The organism is Pseudoalteromonas ulvae UL12 (assembly GCF_014925405.1).
GTDB lineage: Bacteria > Pseudomonadota > Gammaproteobacteria > Enterobacterales > Alteromonadaceae > Pseudoalteromonas > Pseudoalteromonas ulvae.
This window is the reverse complement of record NZ_AQHJ01000023.1, coordinates 99,384-115,148: the sequence shown is the minus strand read 5'-3', so window position 1 is coordinate 115,148 and position 15,765 is coordinate 99,384. Positions and strand designations below refer to the sequence as shown.

The 15,765-nt window shown below is 40.5% G+C and carries 15 protein-coding genes; 7 read left to right on the top strand and 8 right to left on the bottom strand.

The features are described from left to right. Positions 1 to 309: 309 nt before the first annotated feature. On the top strand, positions 310 to 1,023 hold the full coding sequence (gene fadR / locus PULV_RS04030; RefSeq protein ID WP_086742834.1) for a fatty acid metabolism transcriptional regulator FadR: 714 nt from the start codon (positions 310 to 312) through the stop codon (positions 1,021 to 1,023). Positions 1,024 to 1,427: 404 nt separating this feature from the next. Next, entirely contained in the window at positions 1,428 to 2,033 is a 606-nt protein-coding gene (locus PULV_RS04025; protein ID WP_086742835.1) for a peroxiredoxin C, read from the top strand. A gap of 91 nt (positions 2,034 to 2,124) precedes the next feature. Here the strand turns inward: PULV_RS04025 and PULV_RS04020 are convergent, their stop codons facing one another. Then, positions 2,125 to 4,743 (bottom strand): TonB-dependent receptor, encoded by a 2,619-nt coding sequence (locus PULV_RS04020; RefSeq protein WP_086742836.1) that lies wholly within the window; start codon positions 4,741 to 4,743, stop codon positions 2,125 to 2,127. 287 nt (positions 4,744 to 5,030) lie between these two features. Further along, positions 5,031 to 5,510 (bottom strand): SsrA-binding protein SmpB, encoded by a 480-nt coding sequence (smpB, locus tag PULV_RS04015; protein WP_086743204.1) that lies wholly within the window; start codon positions 5,508 to 5,510, stop codon positions 5,031 to 5,033. Between the two features lie 117 nt (positions 5,511 to 5,627). On the opposite strand from smpB, the gene PULV_RS04010 reads away from it, so the two are divergent. Further along, positions 5,628 to 6,065 carry a type II toxin-antitoxin system RatA family toxin gene (locus PULV_RS04010; RefSeq protein WP_086742837.1) on the top strand — a complete coding sequence of 146 codons (438 nt, stop codon included), beginning with the start codon at positions 5,628 to 5,630 and terminating at the stop codon, positions 6,063 to 6,065. Next, positions 6,062 to 6,382, top strand: a complete 321-nt coding sequence (locus tag PULV_RS04005) for an RnfH family protein (protein WP_086742838.1) — start codon at positions 6,062 to 6,064, stop codon at positions 6,380 to 6,382. The genes PULV_RS04010 and PULV_RS04005 overlap by 4 nt, the downstream gene beginning before the upstream one ends. Positions 6,383 to 6,432: 50 nt before the next feature. Here PULV_RS04005 and PULV_RS04000 read toward each other — a convergent pair whose 3' ends face one another. Further along, positions 6,433 to 6,780 carry an outer membrane protein assembly factor BamE gene (locus PULV_RS04000; protein WP_086742839.1) on the bottom strand — a complete coding sequence of 116 codons (348 nt, stop codon included), beginning with the start codon at positions 6,778 to 6,780 and terminating at the stop codon, positions 6,433 to 6,435. A gap of 80 nt (positions 6,781 to 6,860) precedes the next feature. On the opposite strand from PULV_RS04000, the gene PULV_RS03995 reads away from it, so the two are divergent. Then, the gene (locus PULV_RS03995) at positions 6,861 to 7,220 is read left to right on the top strand and encodes a GIY-YIG nuclease family protein (RefSeq protein WP_086743205.1); all 360 of its coding nucleotides are present in this window, start codon (positions 6,861 to 6,863) and stop codon (positions 7,218 to 7,220) included. Here the strand turns inward: PULV_RS03995 and PULV_RS03990 are convergent. From PULV_RS03990 to ilvC, 5 genes are all read right to left on the bottom strand, one after another. Further along, on the bottom strand, positions 7,162 to 8,022 hold the full coding sequence (locus tag PULV_RS03990; RefSeq protein ID WP_193330981.1) for a M20/M25/M40 family metallo-hydrolase: 861 nt from the start codon (positions 8,020 to 8,022) through the stop codon (positions 7,162 to 7,164). The genes PULV_RS03995 and PULV_RS03990 overlap by 59 nt on opposite strands. 59 nt (positions 8,023 to 8,081) lie before the next feature. Next, the gene (locus PULV_RS03985) at positions 8,082 to 9,254 is read right to left on the bottom strand and encodes a tetratricopeptide repeat protein (RefSeq protein WP_193330980.1); all 1,173 of its coding nucleotides are present in this window, start codon (positions 9,252 to 9,254) and stop codon (positions 8,082 to 8,084) included. Between the two features lie 117 nt (positions 9,255 to 9,371). Next, positions 9,372 to 10,268: a Dyp-type peroxidase gene (locus PULV_RS03980; protein WP_193330979.1), complete on the bottom strand. Its 897-nt coding sequence runs from the start codon at positions 10,266 to 10,268 to the stop codon at positions 9,372 to 9,374. Between the two features lie 8 nt (positions 10,269 to 10,276). Continuing rightward, positions 10,277 to 12,196 carry a methyl-accepting chemotaxis protein gene (locus PULV_RS03975; RefSeq protein ID WP_193330978.1) on the bottom strand — a complete coding sequence of 640 codons (1,920 nt, stop codon included), beginning with the start codon at positions 12,194 to 12,196 and terminating at the stop codon, positions 10,277 to 10,279. Between the two features lie 157 nt (positions 12,197 to 12,353). Next, positions 12,354 to 13,829 carry a ketol-acid reductoisomerase gene (gene ilvC, locus PULV_RS03970; protein ID WP_193330977.1) on the bottom strand — a complete coding sequence of 492 codons (1,476 nt, stop codon included), beginning with the start codon at positions 13,827 to 13,829 and terminating at the stop codon, positions 12,354 to 12,356. A 143-nt stretch (positions 13,830 to 13,972) separates the two neighbouring features. Here ilvC and ilvY point away from each other — a divergent pair, with 143 nt between their 5' ends. Together ilvY and PULV_RS03960 are read left to right on the top strand one after the other, a co-directional pair. Then, positions 13,973 to 14,875, top strand: a complete 903-nt coding sequence (ilvY, locus tag PULV_RS03965; protein WP_193331256.1) for an HTH-type transcriptional activator IlvY — start codon at positions 13,973 to 13,975, stop codon at positions 14,873 to 14,875. 85 nt (positions 14,876 to 14,960) lie between these two features. Then, positions 14,961 to 15,764 carry a MipA/OmpV family protein gene (locus tag PULV_RS03960; RefSeq protein ID WP_193330976.1) on the top strand — a complete coding sequence of 268 codons (804 nt, stop codon included), beginning with the start codon at positions 14,961 to 14,963 and terminating at the stop codon, positions 15,762 to 15,764. Position 15,765: the final 1 nt, after the last annotated feature.

The window sequence follows — 15,765 nt, the reverse complement described above, 5'->3', positions numbered from 1 at the left end:
TTTCTTATAAAGCACAACATCATGACTGATCTCAAAGCGTTACAAATTATGTAGCCAGAACTTAAACATTGAAAAATAAAGGGGGAGAGGGCTCCTTATTTCTTTATTGCAAGCACACTCATTGGGTAAAAATAAATTATAAATACGGTCAATTAAAATAATCGCTGTGTCATTTAAAGGAATATGCTTGTGCTTTTGTTAGCTAAAATTTGAGTCACGATATGTTGCTACATTATCTTGTTAGTTACGCCTCATCTGGTACAATCAGTCTTTGATGAAGTAGCGTATAATTATTAAAGTGGGATGTTGATGAGAATTTTCAAAGCGAAAAGCCCTGCCGGATTTGCTGAAGAATATATTGTTGAATCAATTTGGAATGGTGAATTTCCTCCTGGTTCTATTTTGCCTGCAGAAAGAGAGCTTTCAGAATTAATCGGTGTCACACGAACCACTTTGCGAGAAGTTTTGCAGCGCTTAGCAAGAGATGGCTGGTTAACAATCCAACATGGTAAACCCACTCGAGTAAATGATTTTTGGGAAACGTCAGGTCTAAATATTCTCGAAACGTTGGCAAGATTAGATGAAGATAAGATGCCAGATCTAATTGATCAACTTTTATCTGCGCGAACAAATATTAGTGCCATTTATACACGAGCCGCGATTAAAAACAATCCAGAAAAAGTGATTGAAATTTTAAAGCGTAGTGAAGAAATAGACGATACACCGCAAGCACTTGCAGAGTACGACTACCGTATGCATCATGAGTTAGCATCGGCATGTGGAAATCCGATTTATGTGTTAACACTGAATGGCTTTCGTGGTTTGTACTCTAAAATCGCGCAGCATTATTTTTCAGACATTAGAACTCGTGATCTTGCGCGTAAATTTTATAAAGACCTCATGGGATTAGCTGAGCAAAATAAGTTTGACGAAGCAATTTTCTTGATGCGTAAATATGGTTTGAATTCTGGCCAAATTTGGCACGAGTTACGTAATTCAATCCCTGAAAATATTATGGATTAACTCATCACCTCTTCATTAAAAAGCCCTGCAGTGCAGGGCTTTTTAATATAAACCTAGGGATTGCTGATCTTTGGAGGTTGAATTTTGTTCGAGATCAATAGCCTCTAATAGCGTATTTTAATTCCATTCAATTTTTTCAATCATACCCATCGTAAAATACGATTATCTTTTAATTATATTGCTCAGTAGGATACGTGTTAATTTTGCTGTGTGAATATTGATGTTAATTAATTCAAATCAAACAGTAAAAAGCAGAATGTTGTTTTTATTCAGTGCTAAAAGTCGTTATCTCGTTTTAATTTTCAATTCGGGGTTGGGTTTTTGTTTTTAGCCACAATATCAATGACAGCAACAAGAGCGAAGCTCTTAATCGATATAATTATTTTAATTTATTGGAGAATACAATGGGTGTATTAGTTGGCCGTCAGGCTCCTGATTTTACAGCTGCAGCAGTACTTGGTAATGGCGAGATTGTTGATAGCTACAACCTTCACGAAACAATTAAAGGTAAAAAAGCGGTTATTTTCTTTTACCCATTAGATTTCACATTTGTTTGTCCATCTGAACTAATTGCTTTTGACAAGCGTTTTGAGGAATTCCAAAAGCGTGGCGTTGAAGTAATTGGTGTATCTATCGATTCACAATTTTCTCATAACGCATGGCGTAACACTCCGGTAAACGAAGGTGGTATCGGTCCAGTTAAATATGCACTTGTAGCTGACGTTAAGCACGAAATCTGTCAAGCGTACGATGTTGAGCATCCTGAAGCGGGTGTTGCTTTCCGTGGTTCTTTCCTTATCGATGAAGCGGGTAATGTACGTCACCAAGTAGTGAATGATTTACCACTAGGTCGTAATATCGATGAAATGCTTCGTATGGTTGATGCACTAGCATTCCATAGCGAGCACGGTGAAGTATGTCCAGCTGGTTGGACTGAAGGTAAAAAAGGTATGGATGCAAGCCCTGAAGGTGTTGCTGCTTACCTATCTCAAAACGAAGGCGAGCTATAATTATTTAGCCCTTTTGTGAAAATAAAAAAACCGCTTTTTTAAGCGGTTTTTTTATATAAGCCATACAAGTATGGCTTTAAACAATTACTAATTAGAACTTATAGCTTGCTTGTAAATAAGCAAAGCGACCTTGGCCACTATGCACATTGACAGCAAAGCCCATAAAGTCATGGTATGCAAAAGGTGGTTCTTCATTAAGTAAGTTGGTGACACCAACCGTGAAAACTGTGTTTTCGATTCCATGGTAATTAAATGATGTATCAACGGTCATCATTGAATCAACGTCACTCATTCCATCTTGTTGAACAGCTTCTTGTTGTTTAAATGAATCAATAAAGTTAATACCTAAATACGCAGTCATATCATCTTTAGACCAATCAACACCTGCAGTCCAACGATATTGTGGTTGTTCAAAGTCTCCTTCAGCGATATTGGTACGTTTTCCACCTTGTCCATCAGGGCGCTCATCTTTAAAGTCGATGACATAATTTAAAATATATGAAAATTTAAAATCACCCATTTCTGTCGGTAAGCGGTATTTCAGATCAAGATCTAAGCCTGTCGTTGATAAGTCACCAATATTTTGGAAACGATCAAAGATTTGCACGATTTCACCTGGGTCGCCAGCAATCCCGGTAGGAATACGTTGAACAACGCTCGAATCAAGCCCTTTGGTATTGAGCAAGTGTTGAGTGTCGGAATCAATAATGTTCTCAATATCATAGCTGTAGTAATCAACTGAGAAGTCTAAGTTTTCGGTCACATTATAAATAAGACCTAAGTTATAGCTTTGCGATTCTTCAGGTCCTAAATCAGGATTACCTTCAAAAATAGCGGTGTATTCTTGTGGTTCACACGCTTTATTAATATTACCGATTGCATCACAACGAAGTTTATCGACTAAGTTTGGCGATTCATCAGTGCGACCAAGCCCTAACTGCGCAAGTGATGGAGCACGGAACGCTGTCCCCCAAGAACCACGAAGCGAGACATCTTCAGTCGCACTCCATAAGAACGATACTTTAGGATCAGTGGTTGTACCAAAGTCGCTATAGTCTTCGTGTCGAATTGCAAATTGCATTTCGAAATTATCCATAACTGGAATCGCGAGCTCAGCAAACACCGCAGTGTTGTCACGTTCACCATTTGCTTGCGTTGCTTCTGTACCAAATACTTCACCACGTAAGAATTGATCATCTGGGTTATCGCTAATGGTTTCTTTACGGTGCTCAACACCGATCGCAACCATCACTTCGCCTGTAGAGATGTCCATCAGAGGACCTGAGATTTTAGCATCCCAAATGCGATTGGTTGATTTACCGACGCGAGTGGTAGTTGTTTCAATAAAATCAAGCGCTTGTTGAGAGTTTTTAGAAGGTTCAAACGGGTCCCATGAACCATTATCAATGGCTTCTTGTACACGGCGTGAGTTAGGGAAACCATCAACACCACGTTCAACTGATTTACTTTTTATATAGCTATATGCTGCTTCCCAACTCCAATCTCCTACTTCACCTTTGAGTCCTAGCACAGTGCGTAAGTAATCAGAATCAACTTCTTTTTTACGGTTACCAATATCAACCATACGGCGTCTCATGGTGAGATCTTGACCAAAAAATTCATGCTCAGGCATATTGGCAAATGGATGATTTACGTTGTCACCGTCCATAAACAATTCATTAAAGCTCGGGCTACCGGCGCCTTTAATGGTGACTTTTGAGTTTTGGCCATTTAATTCAGCAAATGCACGAAGTGAATCGTTAATTTCATACTTACCTAAATAGTTAAAGCTAAAACGCTCCGTCGATGGAACCATTGTCATATAGGGGGCATAATCATAACGACAAAGTGTGCCAACTATATCTTCAGCTGGGCAAACGTCGGCGCCAAATGTATCTGGAATTCGGTTAGTTGGATCTGATTTTAATGCGATAGTGCCCGGAATACCTGAAGAACTTCTAAAGTCAGTCGCAAACGGGTCATTTGGGTTTAATGCTGATTGATTAGATGACTTGGCATAATCACGATCAGCATAAAGCACTTCATCACGGCTAAAATAATCTAAAATGAACGTGTGGTTACTTTTGTCAGTTGTGTTGCCCCACACAATGCTTAAATTATCTTCGCCACCGCCGCCATCAGCTGTACCGCCAATTTTTGCTGAAATTTCAGCACCATCAATATCATCACGTAACACAATATTGATTACACCAGCGACAGCATCAGAACCATAAGTTGCAGATGCACCATCTTTTAATATATCAACACGCTTAATTGCAGAAACAGGGATGTTATTGATGTCTACGAATGCAGTATCGATCCCTTTTGCAAATGGACTAACAGAAACACGGCGTCCGTTAACTAAAATAAGAGTCGAATCCGCACCTAAACCACGAAGTGACACACTTGAGCCACCATTCGCTGTGTCATCACTGCTATTGGCTTGTGTAGAAAAAGTGCCTTGACCTGAAATTGGCAGCTTGGCAAATAATGCAATTAAATCTGTTGCCCCTGTGTTAGCAATATCAGCAGCAGAAAGTGAGCTGACCGGGGATGGGCCTGCGAGATCCGTTCTTTTAATATGAGATCCCGTAATTTCAATTTTTTCGATTTCTTCCTCTTGAGCATGGGTGTTTGCAGTGAGAAGTAAAGAGCAAGATGAAATAGCAATAGCCAGTTTACTGAGGCTAAATTGAGTAGCGCGTGACATGATAGATATCCTTATTACTATTATAATAATGTGAGTAAAAAACTCATATATATTAATATCATGTAAATTGGTAGCTTGCAATTAACTGTTTTGTTACAAGAAATGCATTGGTGACGTTATACCGTAAGTGTGAATGCGCAGCAGAAGGCGGACATATTCGTTATAAAAAATACGCTGGCACTCACTGTATAATGAGAAATATGCGCAATAAGAGATGGCTGGTACGGCGATAGCGCGTGCAGATCAAAAAAGCCGCATATGCAAAGCGGCTTTTATTGAAGGTTTATTTATCTTGCAGAATGCTTCATGGTGCGTTCTTTTTCACGTGCCCAATCTTTATCTTTCCCATCAGCACGTTTGTCATGGAGTTTTTTACCTTTGGCTAAGTGAAACTCAAGCTTAACCCAACATTTTTTCCAATACATAGCGGTTGCAACCAGCGTGAATCCATCACGCTCAGTGGAGCCAACTAATCGGTCTATCTCTCGTTTTTTTAATAACAACTTACGATAACGATAAGGATCACACACAACATGTGTTGATGCGCTGTTTAAAGGTTGGATCTGAGACCCCAATAGGAAAGCTTCACCATTTTTAAGATGAATATAGGTATCAGAAATATTAACTTTACCCGCACGAATGCTTTTTACTTCCCAGCCTTGTAATTCAAGGCCAGCTTCAATTTTATCTGTGAGCGAGTACTCGTGTCGCGCTTTTTTATTAAGCGCTATGGTATTGCTACCTGGTTTTGATTTTTTATTTGCCATAGTGGCGATTATTATACGGATTGTTTGAATATTTACATCCATTTTTTTAGGGCTTTGAGAACGTATTTTGTTTAGCGCTAAACCTTGCTAGAATCCCCGCATTAAATCGGAGATGTTATGCCTCAAATCAGTAGAAATGCGCTGGTGATGTACAGTGCCCAAGAAATGTATCACTTGGTGAATGATGTTAGTGCGTATGCTGAGTTTTTACCTCATTGTTCTGACGCGAAAATTATTGCTCAATCAGCCAATGAAATGACCGCGGCTTTAGAAATCTCTAAAGCGGGTTTAAAAAAGTGGTTTACCACCAAAAATACGCTTATTGAAAATCAAGCTGTTCATATGCAATTACTCGATGGGCCGTTTAAAACATTAAGCGGTGGTTGGACATTTAAAGTACTTGATGAACATGCCTGTAAAGTGTCATTGGACCTCGAGTTTGAATTTACCAATCGATTGGTAGAAATGGCTTTTGGCAAGGTGTTTAATGAAGTAGCGACCAATATGATTACTGCTTTTACTCAACGAGCCAAGCAAGTTTATGGAGTGCGCTGATGAAAATTGAAGTGGTGTATGCATTACCAGATTCAGCAACGTGCTTACGTGTTGAAGTGGCCGAAGGGGCACAGGTTGAAGAGGCCATTATTGCATCGGGCATTTTAGAAAAGTGTCCACAAATCGATAAAGACTCTATGACTGTCGGGGTATGGAATCGGACCTGTAAATTAACGCAAATTTTAAAAGAGGGAGATCGCATTGAAATATACCGGCCCCTTATCGCCGATCCAAAAGATGCGCGAAGAAAACGAGCCGAAAAAGCGAAAGAGGAAGGGCGCGCCAACAAAATAACCGGCGGCAAACCTTTAAAATAAAAAAGAGGCGTTTAGCCTCTTTTTTATCGCTAGCAGCTTGTGCTATTTTCCTATCCCTCTAAGGGGATATTAAACTCTTCAGGGACTTCGTAATCACCACTAATACTTTTTAACTTGTCACCGTCAAAATGAACTTGGAGTGATTTGCGCATTTCTGAGCTACGACCATGATTCAGTAAGTACATATAATGCCAAACTGAATTATCAAACGCATCTTCAGCAACAGGCTTACCTAATACATATAAGACTTGCTCGCGAGTCATTTCAATACGCAATCTATCGATGTCTTTTTGTTCTAAAAAATTCCCTTGTGGAATATTCATACGATAAACCCAGTTTGCGCATCCTGAGGCAGACACAACCATTAATGAAACTAATAAATATTTTAACCACTGCATTCTTTATTTTAATCCTTATTGGCTTACTGATAGCATGATACCTGTTGCAGGCAATGTGGAAAAGTTTAAATTTGACCCTTATGGCGATTAATAGTTCCAAACAGGAAAATAATCAGGCAGATACACCGCAAGCGATGTGGTTTGTTTATATCGTACAAACTCGTTTAGGGCATTGGTATATTGGGATTAGCACCGATGTTTTAAAGCGCTTCGAACAGCATCAGCTGGGGCGTGGCGCTAAGAACTTACGTGGTAAGCAACCGCTGACATTAGTATTTTCTACGCCAGTGGGTAATCGCAGTGAAGCAACAAAATTAGAAATAGCCCTTAAAAAACTCACAAAAAAACAAAAGCAGACTTGGTGTGAACGACATCAACAAGTTAACTATCAGCATCAAGCAACAATGCAGCTAAATTTTGCTGATCTAATGCCAAACTAATTAGCTCAATTGCCTGCACTGTGGTGTGATAAAATTCAACATCGATGTTTGACACTTCATCTTTATCGGTATGGTAGTATTTATGCGTGCCGACTCCGAAATATAAAAATGGGATTTTCTGCTCCCGAAACGCACTATGATCACTGGCTCGACGCCAATCTATTTTGTCCGTTTTATTAAGACGATTAATCAGGTTACTACTGCTACTAAAGGTGATGTTACTGTTTAGCGCCTGATTATATTGCTCAATTATGTTTTCAAAAGGCGCTAAGCGTTTATCAGCAAAAGCAAATACATGACCACGTTTGGGCTTAATGGCCAGCATATCTAAGTTAATGTTTAAGACCACTTTATGGCCTGCATCTAACAGGTTTTGAACAAGCGCTTTTGCCCCATACAGCCCATTCTCTTCAGCGTCAGTGGCAACAAATAACATGGTGTGATGAATTGTCTGACTTTTAAACTGTCTTGCAAGGTGAAGTAATGCAGCAACTCCAGAGGCATTATCATCAGCGCCGTTAAAAATTTTATGACCGCGTTGCCCTAGGTGGTCGTAATGTGCAGTGAATACAATGAGCGGTTGGTGGTTATCTAAGGCGCCTAATTGCGCGATGACATTCACGCCTTGTTTATTTGTAAAGCCGCTTCGGTAATTAAATGGATGTAAAAACCGTCCTTGATATTGGCTCAAGCCCTCAGTTGAAAACTGCTGCTCAATAAAAAGGGCGGCGGAGTGACTACCGGATGTGCCCGTTTTTCTGCCAAGCATGTCATCGCTGGCTAATGTCGTTAAGTCGCTCATCAGTGAACTTGCTAACCCTGTAAACGAGCAAAAAACAAGGCAAAGGCATGCTGTTATTTTCAATAGTTTATTGCCGCACTTAAATGAGATAATTTACTTTGATAACGTTCGATGTCAAAACTAAACCGAGCGCTTTTATGTGCTTGTTTCAAATAGCGCTCAGCCAATTTAGTGTCACCGAGTTGGTAATAGCTTCTAGCAAGACCAAAGTACGATTCGTGGCTTTTTTTATCCAACGTTAACGCTTTGCGGTAATGACGCATCGCCATTTGGTATTCATTATGAATGTAGGCCTCATTGCCTTTCGCTATGTGGTAATAAGGGTTGGATTGTCGTTTTAGTTCAAGTTCATCTTGAATTACTTTTGCTTGTTCTTCACGACCGGTGAGTGACAATAAAATAGCTAAGTTACCTTTTGCAGTATTGTTATCTTCATCTAGCTTAATAGCGAACTGATAAGCTTGCTCAGCTGCGTTATACTGATTGTTGAGTTTGAATAATATACCTACATTGCCCCACGAGCCTGAATAATGGGGTGCAATATCAATCCCTGCTTTAAAGTAACTAAACGCTCGATCATATTGTTGATTGACCAATGCTTGTGCGCCTTTGTTGTTATAAAACATCGCTGCAATCACTGATTTATCAATAAATTGTGTTGGGAAACCTTGTTCGCGAGAGTTTGGATCAAAATCAACGGTCAAGCTATCTGCATAATTGTAAAATCGTGTCACGCCATCTTGAGATTCGAATGCTTGGCGGTTGATTTTTAAATTAACATGTCCGGTCAGCATATTGAAACCCTGATCGAGTGCCCAATATTCAGGGATATAAACCCGCTGAAAACGAGAATCTAACCCAAGCTCTTCAGCCAACGCATGGGCTAAAATCGACAAAGAGAGGCAATTCGCGTTTTGCTGACTAAAGGTTTGATTTGCTGTAAGTGTTGAGCCAGAAACATAATTGAGTTTATTGGTTGAAGATTCAAAAATAAAAGTAAGCAATTCCCGAGTCATGATTTTTGCATCAGGAGTGTGATGTATTGATTGATGAAATTGATTAATTATCTCAGGAGAGAGTGAGAAAATTTCTTCAACAGACTCTACTGGTTGATGCTCAAACGAAACATTATTCAAAATATCGGGTGGCGTTAGCGGGGCGGAGGGGGATGTGCTTTGGCACCCAGCTAAGTAAATAACACTGCAAAAACATATAAATAGTTTGATATTCATCAGACACCTCACCCAATATACCGTCACATGAGTGAGTTTTTTTTCACTCATTATCATATAACTATATAACCAGAATGATGTTTTTGCAGTGATTGATTTGTTACATAAGGTTTCTATTTAGCTTTGCAGGAGCGTTGCTAGCATGTCTTCACTTGGAGCAAACCAGTATGAGCCAGAAACAGGCTGAGAAAAATCCAACAGCCGATCAGTAATTCCGTCGTCCGTTAACCCATACATACTATCGAGTAGTGCATCGAAACGTGATAACTGGCAGCTAAACCCAAGAAAATATAATCCCTGTTGGCTTGCATTCGCAAAAGGCATGCTGCGACGATACATTTTTTGCGCGACCTCATCAATCGTTAAGTCGGTTCGGCTGACATGAGAGTTATTGGGCATAGCTTTACCAGATAGCTCAATGGAATCTGCTTTAGTTCGACCAATGATTTGCTCTTGTTCAGAGATTGATTGGTGGTGAAACTTGCTTAGTTGATGTTGCCAGATTTGCCCAAGAATAAAACTTCCACCGGCTAATGGATGTTCGGCAGCCACTAGTGCGGCTTGTTGCTTCGCTGCCAAGTCTTTTGGATTGGCAGAGCCATCAACAAACCCAGTCAAGTCACGGTTATCACGATATTTGAACCCACTGCACTGCTGAGTCATTGTCATCACCTTTTCCATAATAGGCTGAAGGTCTATGAGTGCTTCCGCTAAGTTATTTTGGTCGTTGCTGTGAAACCATAAAAATAAGTCTGTTTGCGTTGCAGGTGCTTGGTGTCCATGGCTACTTTGGCGCGGTGTATATTCATCAAATATCGTTTCGTTTGAGCCAGTCAATGTTTGCAACAATTTCGGGCCAAACCCAATCACGAGTTCAATAGTATCAAGTTGTTGCTTAAGTTCCGCTAATGCCATGCGGATTTGCTGAAGCGTAGCACCCGTTTTTGCTCGGTATTCAATGACTTCAAATGCTGTACTTTGTTCGGCAAAAATGCCCGATTGTGGACGTGTCATTTTTATCCTCATTGTTTTTCAAGTTTAAAAGATTCAACGAGACCATCGAGTGATTGTGCTGAATCCTTCAAAGAAGCGATTGCGCCAGTCACCCCTTGCTGATTGTGGACAGCCTCTTCATTGATTGTACTGATTTGTTCGACATTCTGGCCAACTTCACTGACAACTTTACTTTGTTCTTCAGTTGCACAGGCAATCACGGTGGTCATTTCATTGATTTGGTTGACCATGTTGACAATATCTTTTAACTCGTTCACGGCTTCATTCATTGATGTCACACCGACAGTCGCCGTTTGTTGTGATTGTGCAATATCGCTGACAACTTCATTGGATGTATTATTTAATTCAATAATAGTCTTTTGAATTTCATCGGTGGAAACAGATGTTCGTTTTGCCAGCTCCCTGACTTCATCAGCAACAACGGCAAAACCTCGGCCATGTTCACCAGCTCGGGCAGACTCGATGGCGGCATTCAGTGCTAATAAATTGGTTTGCTCAGAAATACTACGAATAACATCGACCACAGAGCCAATTTGCGAGGTTTTATCAGCTAAGGCATGGATTTTTGTGCTGGCTTGTTCAATGTTACGAGCCAGTTGGGTGATATCGTGTTGGCTTTGACTCACCCTTTGTTGAGTTGACAGCACATGTTGCGCACTTTGCTCGGTCAATTTTGCTGCATGACCAGCACTGGCGGCTATTTCTTGCACTGTCGCCCCCATTTCATTAATCGCTGCCGCCACTGACATTGTTTGGTCTTTTTGTTGCTCAATTTGACCTGCATTCACTTGTGATTGTGAATAGACCGCTTCAGAGGCCTCTTTTATTTCGTGGCTTTCATTGGAAACTCGATGCATGGCATCTTCAATTTTATTAAGAAATAAATTAAACCCACTGCTTAACCGGTTTAATTCAGGCTGATTACTCTGAGGTAGGCGGTAATTAAGTCGCGCTTCACCTGCGCCAAGTTCCGTGAATAACTGAGTGATTTTTTGCAGGGGAGCACTAATTGTTGATGCCAATAACAAGCCAAAAATACTTGCCAACATAGCTACAACTAACGAAATAGTGACAATCTTCCAGGTTAAACTGTCTAGAGCTGAAAAAACTTCATCTTTTGGCACTTGAGCGACTATGTATAGTTGAGTATTTTTGACTGGGCTCGTTGCAATTAAATGAGGTTTTCCTTCAATAGATACTTCGCGGTAAGTAAAACGCTGACGATTAAGCAACTCACGACTCAGAGGTTGCTGATAAATTTGATCTATGGTTTGTTTGGCAACGAACTGATCGTTTTTATGAAGTTGAACAAGTCCTTCTTGATTAACAAGGTAAACAAAGCCAGTTTGTTCAATTTTGAATTTCTGCAAAATAGATTGCATATCATCAATGCTTTTGGCGAGCCCTGCCAGACCAACACCATTAGTTTGCTGGTGGTTAACAAACATTTTTACATCGCCAGGACTTTCCTGATAAATACTGATCAGAGAGTTTTCTGAGGTATTAACAAACGAAAAAAACCAACCATCTTGTTCTGGGGTCAGCACGCGTAAAAAACCCTCTTGGTTCCAATATTGATTGGTGTTGCGATTGGCCCAAGAAGCGGTCGCTAAATCATATTGGCGGACGATTCGGTTGAGTTCTTTTAACAATAAAGCATCGTCTTGCTGTGACGGCTGCGCAGCCCAATTTAATACAAACTCGTTACTGGCGAGTTGCTCACTTGCCATTAAGAGCAAGCTAATTTCTTTTGCTACATAGTTATTGATTTCTTCGACTTTACTCGGAAGTTCTGACTCAATCATCCTTTTTTCGATGATGTTTTTGGCTGAGTAGATGGCGCTGGCGCCAATTAACGATGCAACAACGATTGCCACAAGCGTGGCGACAAGTGCAACTTTTTGTTTAATTGAAAGGGAAAACGACAACTTTTTATACCTACAGTGACTTGTAATGATGCTTACTTTAGCATGGTTATTTTGTTGTGTTTACTGCAAGAAGGGATGAATCTGTTTCTAATAAAGAAAAAAGCCTAATATCAGGGAGTTATTAGGCTTGGGACTTAACAAACGAAAAGTTTAAATGTTAAACAATCGGCTTCATCGCTGACATATAACCACGTAATGTGGTGCCAATTATTTCAACCGGGTGCTCACGTAACGCTTTGTTTACCGCGATGAGCTTGGCATTGTCGACACCCGTCGAACTTAATTGCAAACCTTCACCAATCACATCAGTCTCGATGTTTTTCATGAAGTCAGCTAAAAGTGGTAAACATGCATGGTTATAGAGGTAACAGCCATATTCAGCGGTATCAGAAATGGTACGGTTCATTTCGAATAACTTTTTGCGTGCAATGGTATTGGCAATTAATGGTGTTTCATGCAGAGATTCGTAATAAGCTGATTCTGCTTTAATGCCTGCCGCCGTCATGGTTTCATAAGCAAGTTCAACACCAGCTTTGACCATGGCGACCATTAAAATACCTTTATCGAAGAAGGCCTGCTCGCTGATTGACTCGTCTGTATTTGTTTGCTTCTCAAATGCAGTTTCACCTGTTTCTGCGCGCCAGCCGAGTAATTTTGCATCGTCTTCGGCCCAATCAGCCATCATGCCAGATGAAAACTCACCGCTGATAATGTCATCCATATGTTTGTTGTATAACGGACGCATGATTTGCTTCAGCTCTTCGCTTAGTTCAAAAGCTTTGATTTTTGCAGGGTTCGTGAGTCTATCGAGCATATTGGTGACACCACCATATTTTAATGCTTCAGTGATCACTTCCCAGCCATATTGGATAAGTTTTGATGCGTAGGCGGCATCGATGCCTTTTTCGACCATCTTGTTGAAACATAAAATAGAGCCAGTTTGCAACATGCCACATAAAATGGTTTGCTCGCCCATCAGATCTGATTTTACTTCAGCAATAAACGATGACAGTAAAACACCTGCACGATGACCGCCAGTGCCAGCTGCGTAAGCCTTAGCTTGTGCTAAACCTTTACCTTCAGGGTCGTTTTCAGGGTGAACCGCTATTAAAGTGGGTACACCGAAACCACGTTTATATTCTTCACGTACTTCTGTCCCCGGACATTTTGGAGCCACCATTATTACAGTGATGTCAGAGCGAACTTGCATGCCTTCTTCGACAATATTAAACCCATGAGAATAGGCAAGTGTAGAGCCTTGTTTCATTAATGGCATGACGGCAGTGACGACTGAAGTATGCTGTTTATCAGGAGTGAGATTTAATACTAAATCAGCCGTTGGGATCAATTGCTCGTAAGTGCCAACCACAAAGCCATTATCTGAAGCGTTTAAAAACGATTGACGTTTTTCGGCAATTGCTGATTCGCGCAAGGCGTAGCTGACATCTAAACCTGAGTCACGTAAGTTTAATCCTTGGTTAAGACCTTGTGCACCACAACCGACAATGACAAGCTTTTTACCAATAAGTACGTCAACACCATCATCAAATTCTGAGGCATCCATAAATTCACATTGGGCTAATTGCGCCAATTGTTCACGTAGGCTTAAGCTATTAAAATAATTTTTCGACATTTGTTAAAATCCTTGAAATCTTGGCAACGCTGCTCTCAGGTTGCGCTTAAAATTAATGTAATGAATAAATAACCTTGCGTAAAATGATATATTTGCACTAGAGTGTTTCATATTTTGAAATGCTCTAGTGGAATGAACTCATGATAGATCAACGCACTTTGCAATTATTTTTAGCATTAGCAGATACATTACATTTCGCCCGAGCCAGTGAGCGCTGTCATGTCAGTGCTCCGACGTTAAGTCGCAATATTAAACAACTCGAAGAGTCATTGGGCGTCGACTTATTTTTACGAGATAACCGTACAGTGCGTTTAACAGCTCATGGAAAGGCATTTATTGAGTATGCCAAACTCTCACTGCAGCAATGGCAACAACTTAAGCTGTCATTTGAACAACAGACAGAGCAGTTAGTCGGAGAGCTTAGTTTGTTTTGCTCAGTCACGGCTTCTTATAGTTTTTTGTACAAATTGCTGGAACAATTTAGGTTAAATTATCAGCAAGTCGAAATTAAGTTACACACAGGGGATCCCGCGTTAGCTCTCGACCGGGTACTCGAAGGCCATGAAGATATGGCAATTGCCGCGCGGCCCGATCACTTACCGGCAAACTTAGCATTTTGTTCGACTGGTTATTCGAGTCTGCAATTTATCGCGCCGATCGGTCATGGTGAGATCGCCCAGCAGCTGGCGAATTGCCAGCGTGATAAACAAGAAACGCCTTGGCAATCTTTGCCCTACATAGTTCCTGAAATGGGCCTTAATCGTAAGCGTTTGGAAAGCTGGTGGAAAAAAATGAACATCAAACCATCAATCTATGCGCAAGTAGCGGGGAATGAAGCGATTGTGTCGATGGTGAGTTTAGGGTTTGGTGTCGCGTTAGTCCCTCAGATAGTGTTAGATAACAGTCCACTGCTTGATAAAGTACAAATCATCTCTGCACCGTTTCAACCTCCTGCATTTGAAATAGGTATTTGTGTGCTACGAAATCGTTTACAAGACCCACTGATCACTGCCATGTATCAAACCGCGCAATCGATGAGTGTTTAGTCATTTTGTTATTGTTTGTAACGCGCTACTGCTTCGCAGCTGGGGATTTGCTAAAGTAGCCACATAGAACATGATAGGTTTAAGTATGCGACACTCTTTTTTTGCTTTGTTAGCTGTGTTTAGTCTGATGGTGCAAAGCGAAAACAACGATATTAAATTGGCTACATGGCATATTGCAGTGGGAGTTGGGATCGGGATTGCCACAAATCCATTGCATGGTGGTGATGATATTCCACTGCTTGTTTTGCCTGATTTAGCCTATTACGATGAACACGTATTTTTTGATAATGGTGTCCTTGGTTACACGTTTATTCAGGATAAACGTTTTGTTTTGAGTGCAATTACCGAACTAAATCCAGAAAATCGTTTTTTTGTTTTTTGGCATCCTGCGAACCTCTTTCTTAATTCTTACCGAAGCTCAGATTTAAAACTTGAAAACTCAGTGTCTATTGAAACGTTAGATAAAAAACGTTGGGCACTGGACGGCGGATTCGAATACCAATATTTTGCAGATGATTTTGTGATGCGGATTGATTGGTTACATGACATTACAGGGGTCTATAACAGTGCCCGTGCCAGTATTGAGTTAGAAACTGAGTTAGTGCTCGGAGAGTGGCTGATCAATCCTTTGGTCGGAGTTCAATATCGAAGTCAGCAATTGAATCAGTATTATTATGGTATTGATCCGTCACTGGAACTGGAGCAACTTTACTTGGCTGATGATAGTTTTTCTCCCTATGCAAAAGTTCAGTTAACCTGGCCGTTTTCGCACGATAAAGCGGTGTTTGTTCGTGCCAGTTATGACGATTACAGCCAGCTCAGTGAGAGCCCGTTATTTAAAGAAGATCATGCGCTTAGCATATTTTTAGGATTGAAATATATTTTTTAGA

Excerpts from the sequence above, each read along its gene's own strand:
- PULV_RS03990 (WP_193330981.1), bottom strand. The coding sequence starts at position 8,022 with ATGAGCGACTTAACGACATTAGCCAGCGATGACATGCTTGGCAGAAAA.
- PULV_RS04000 (WP_086742839.1), bottom strand. The coding sequence starts at position 6,780 with ATGCAGTGGTTAAAATATTTATTAGTTTCATTAATGGTTGTGTCTGCC.
- PULV_RS03995 (WP_086743205.1), top strand. The coding sequence starts at position 6,861 with ATGGCGATTAATAGTTCCAAACAGGAAAATAATCAGGCAGATACACCG.
- PULV_RS03960 (WP_193330976.1), top strand. The coding sequence starts at position 14,961 with ATGCGACACTCTTTTTTTGCTTTGTTAGCTGTGTTTAGTCTGATGGTG.
- ilvC (WP_193330977.1), bottom strand. The coding sequence starts at position 13,829 with ATGTCGAAAAATTATTTTAATAGCTTAAGCCTACGTGAACAATTGGCG.
- fadR (WP_086742834.1), top strand. The coding sequence starts at position 310 with ATGAGAATTTTCAAAGCGAAAAGCCCTGCCGGATTTGCTGAAGAATAT.
- PULV_RS04020 (WP_086742836.1), bottom strand. The coding sequence starts at position 4,743 with ATGTCACGCGCTACTCAATTTAGCCTCAGTAAACTGGCTATTGCTATT.
- PULV_RS03985 (WP_193330980.1), bottom strand. The coding sequence starts at position 9,254 with ATGAATATCAAACTATTTATATGTTTTTGCAGTGTTATTTACTTAGCT.
- smpB (WP_086743204.1), bottom strand. The coding sequence starts at position 5,510 with ATGGCAAATAAAAAATCAAAACCAGGTAGCAATACCATAGCGCTTAAT.
- PULV_RS04025 (WP_086742835.1), top strand. The coding sequence starts at position 1,428 with ATGGGTGTATTAGTTGGCCGTCAGGCTCCTGATTTTACAGCTGCAGCA.
- PULV_RS03980 (WP_193330979.1), bottom strand. The coding sequence starts at position 10,268 with ATGACACGTCCACAATCGGGCATTTTTGCCGAACAAAGTACAGCATTT.
- PULV_RS04010 (WP_086742837.1), top strand. The coding sequence starts at position 5,628 with ATGCCTCAAATCAGTAGAAATGCGCTGGTGATGTACAGTGCCCAAGAA.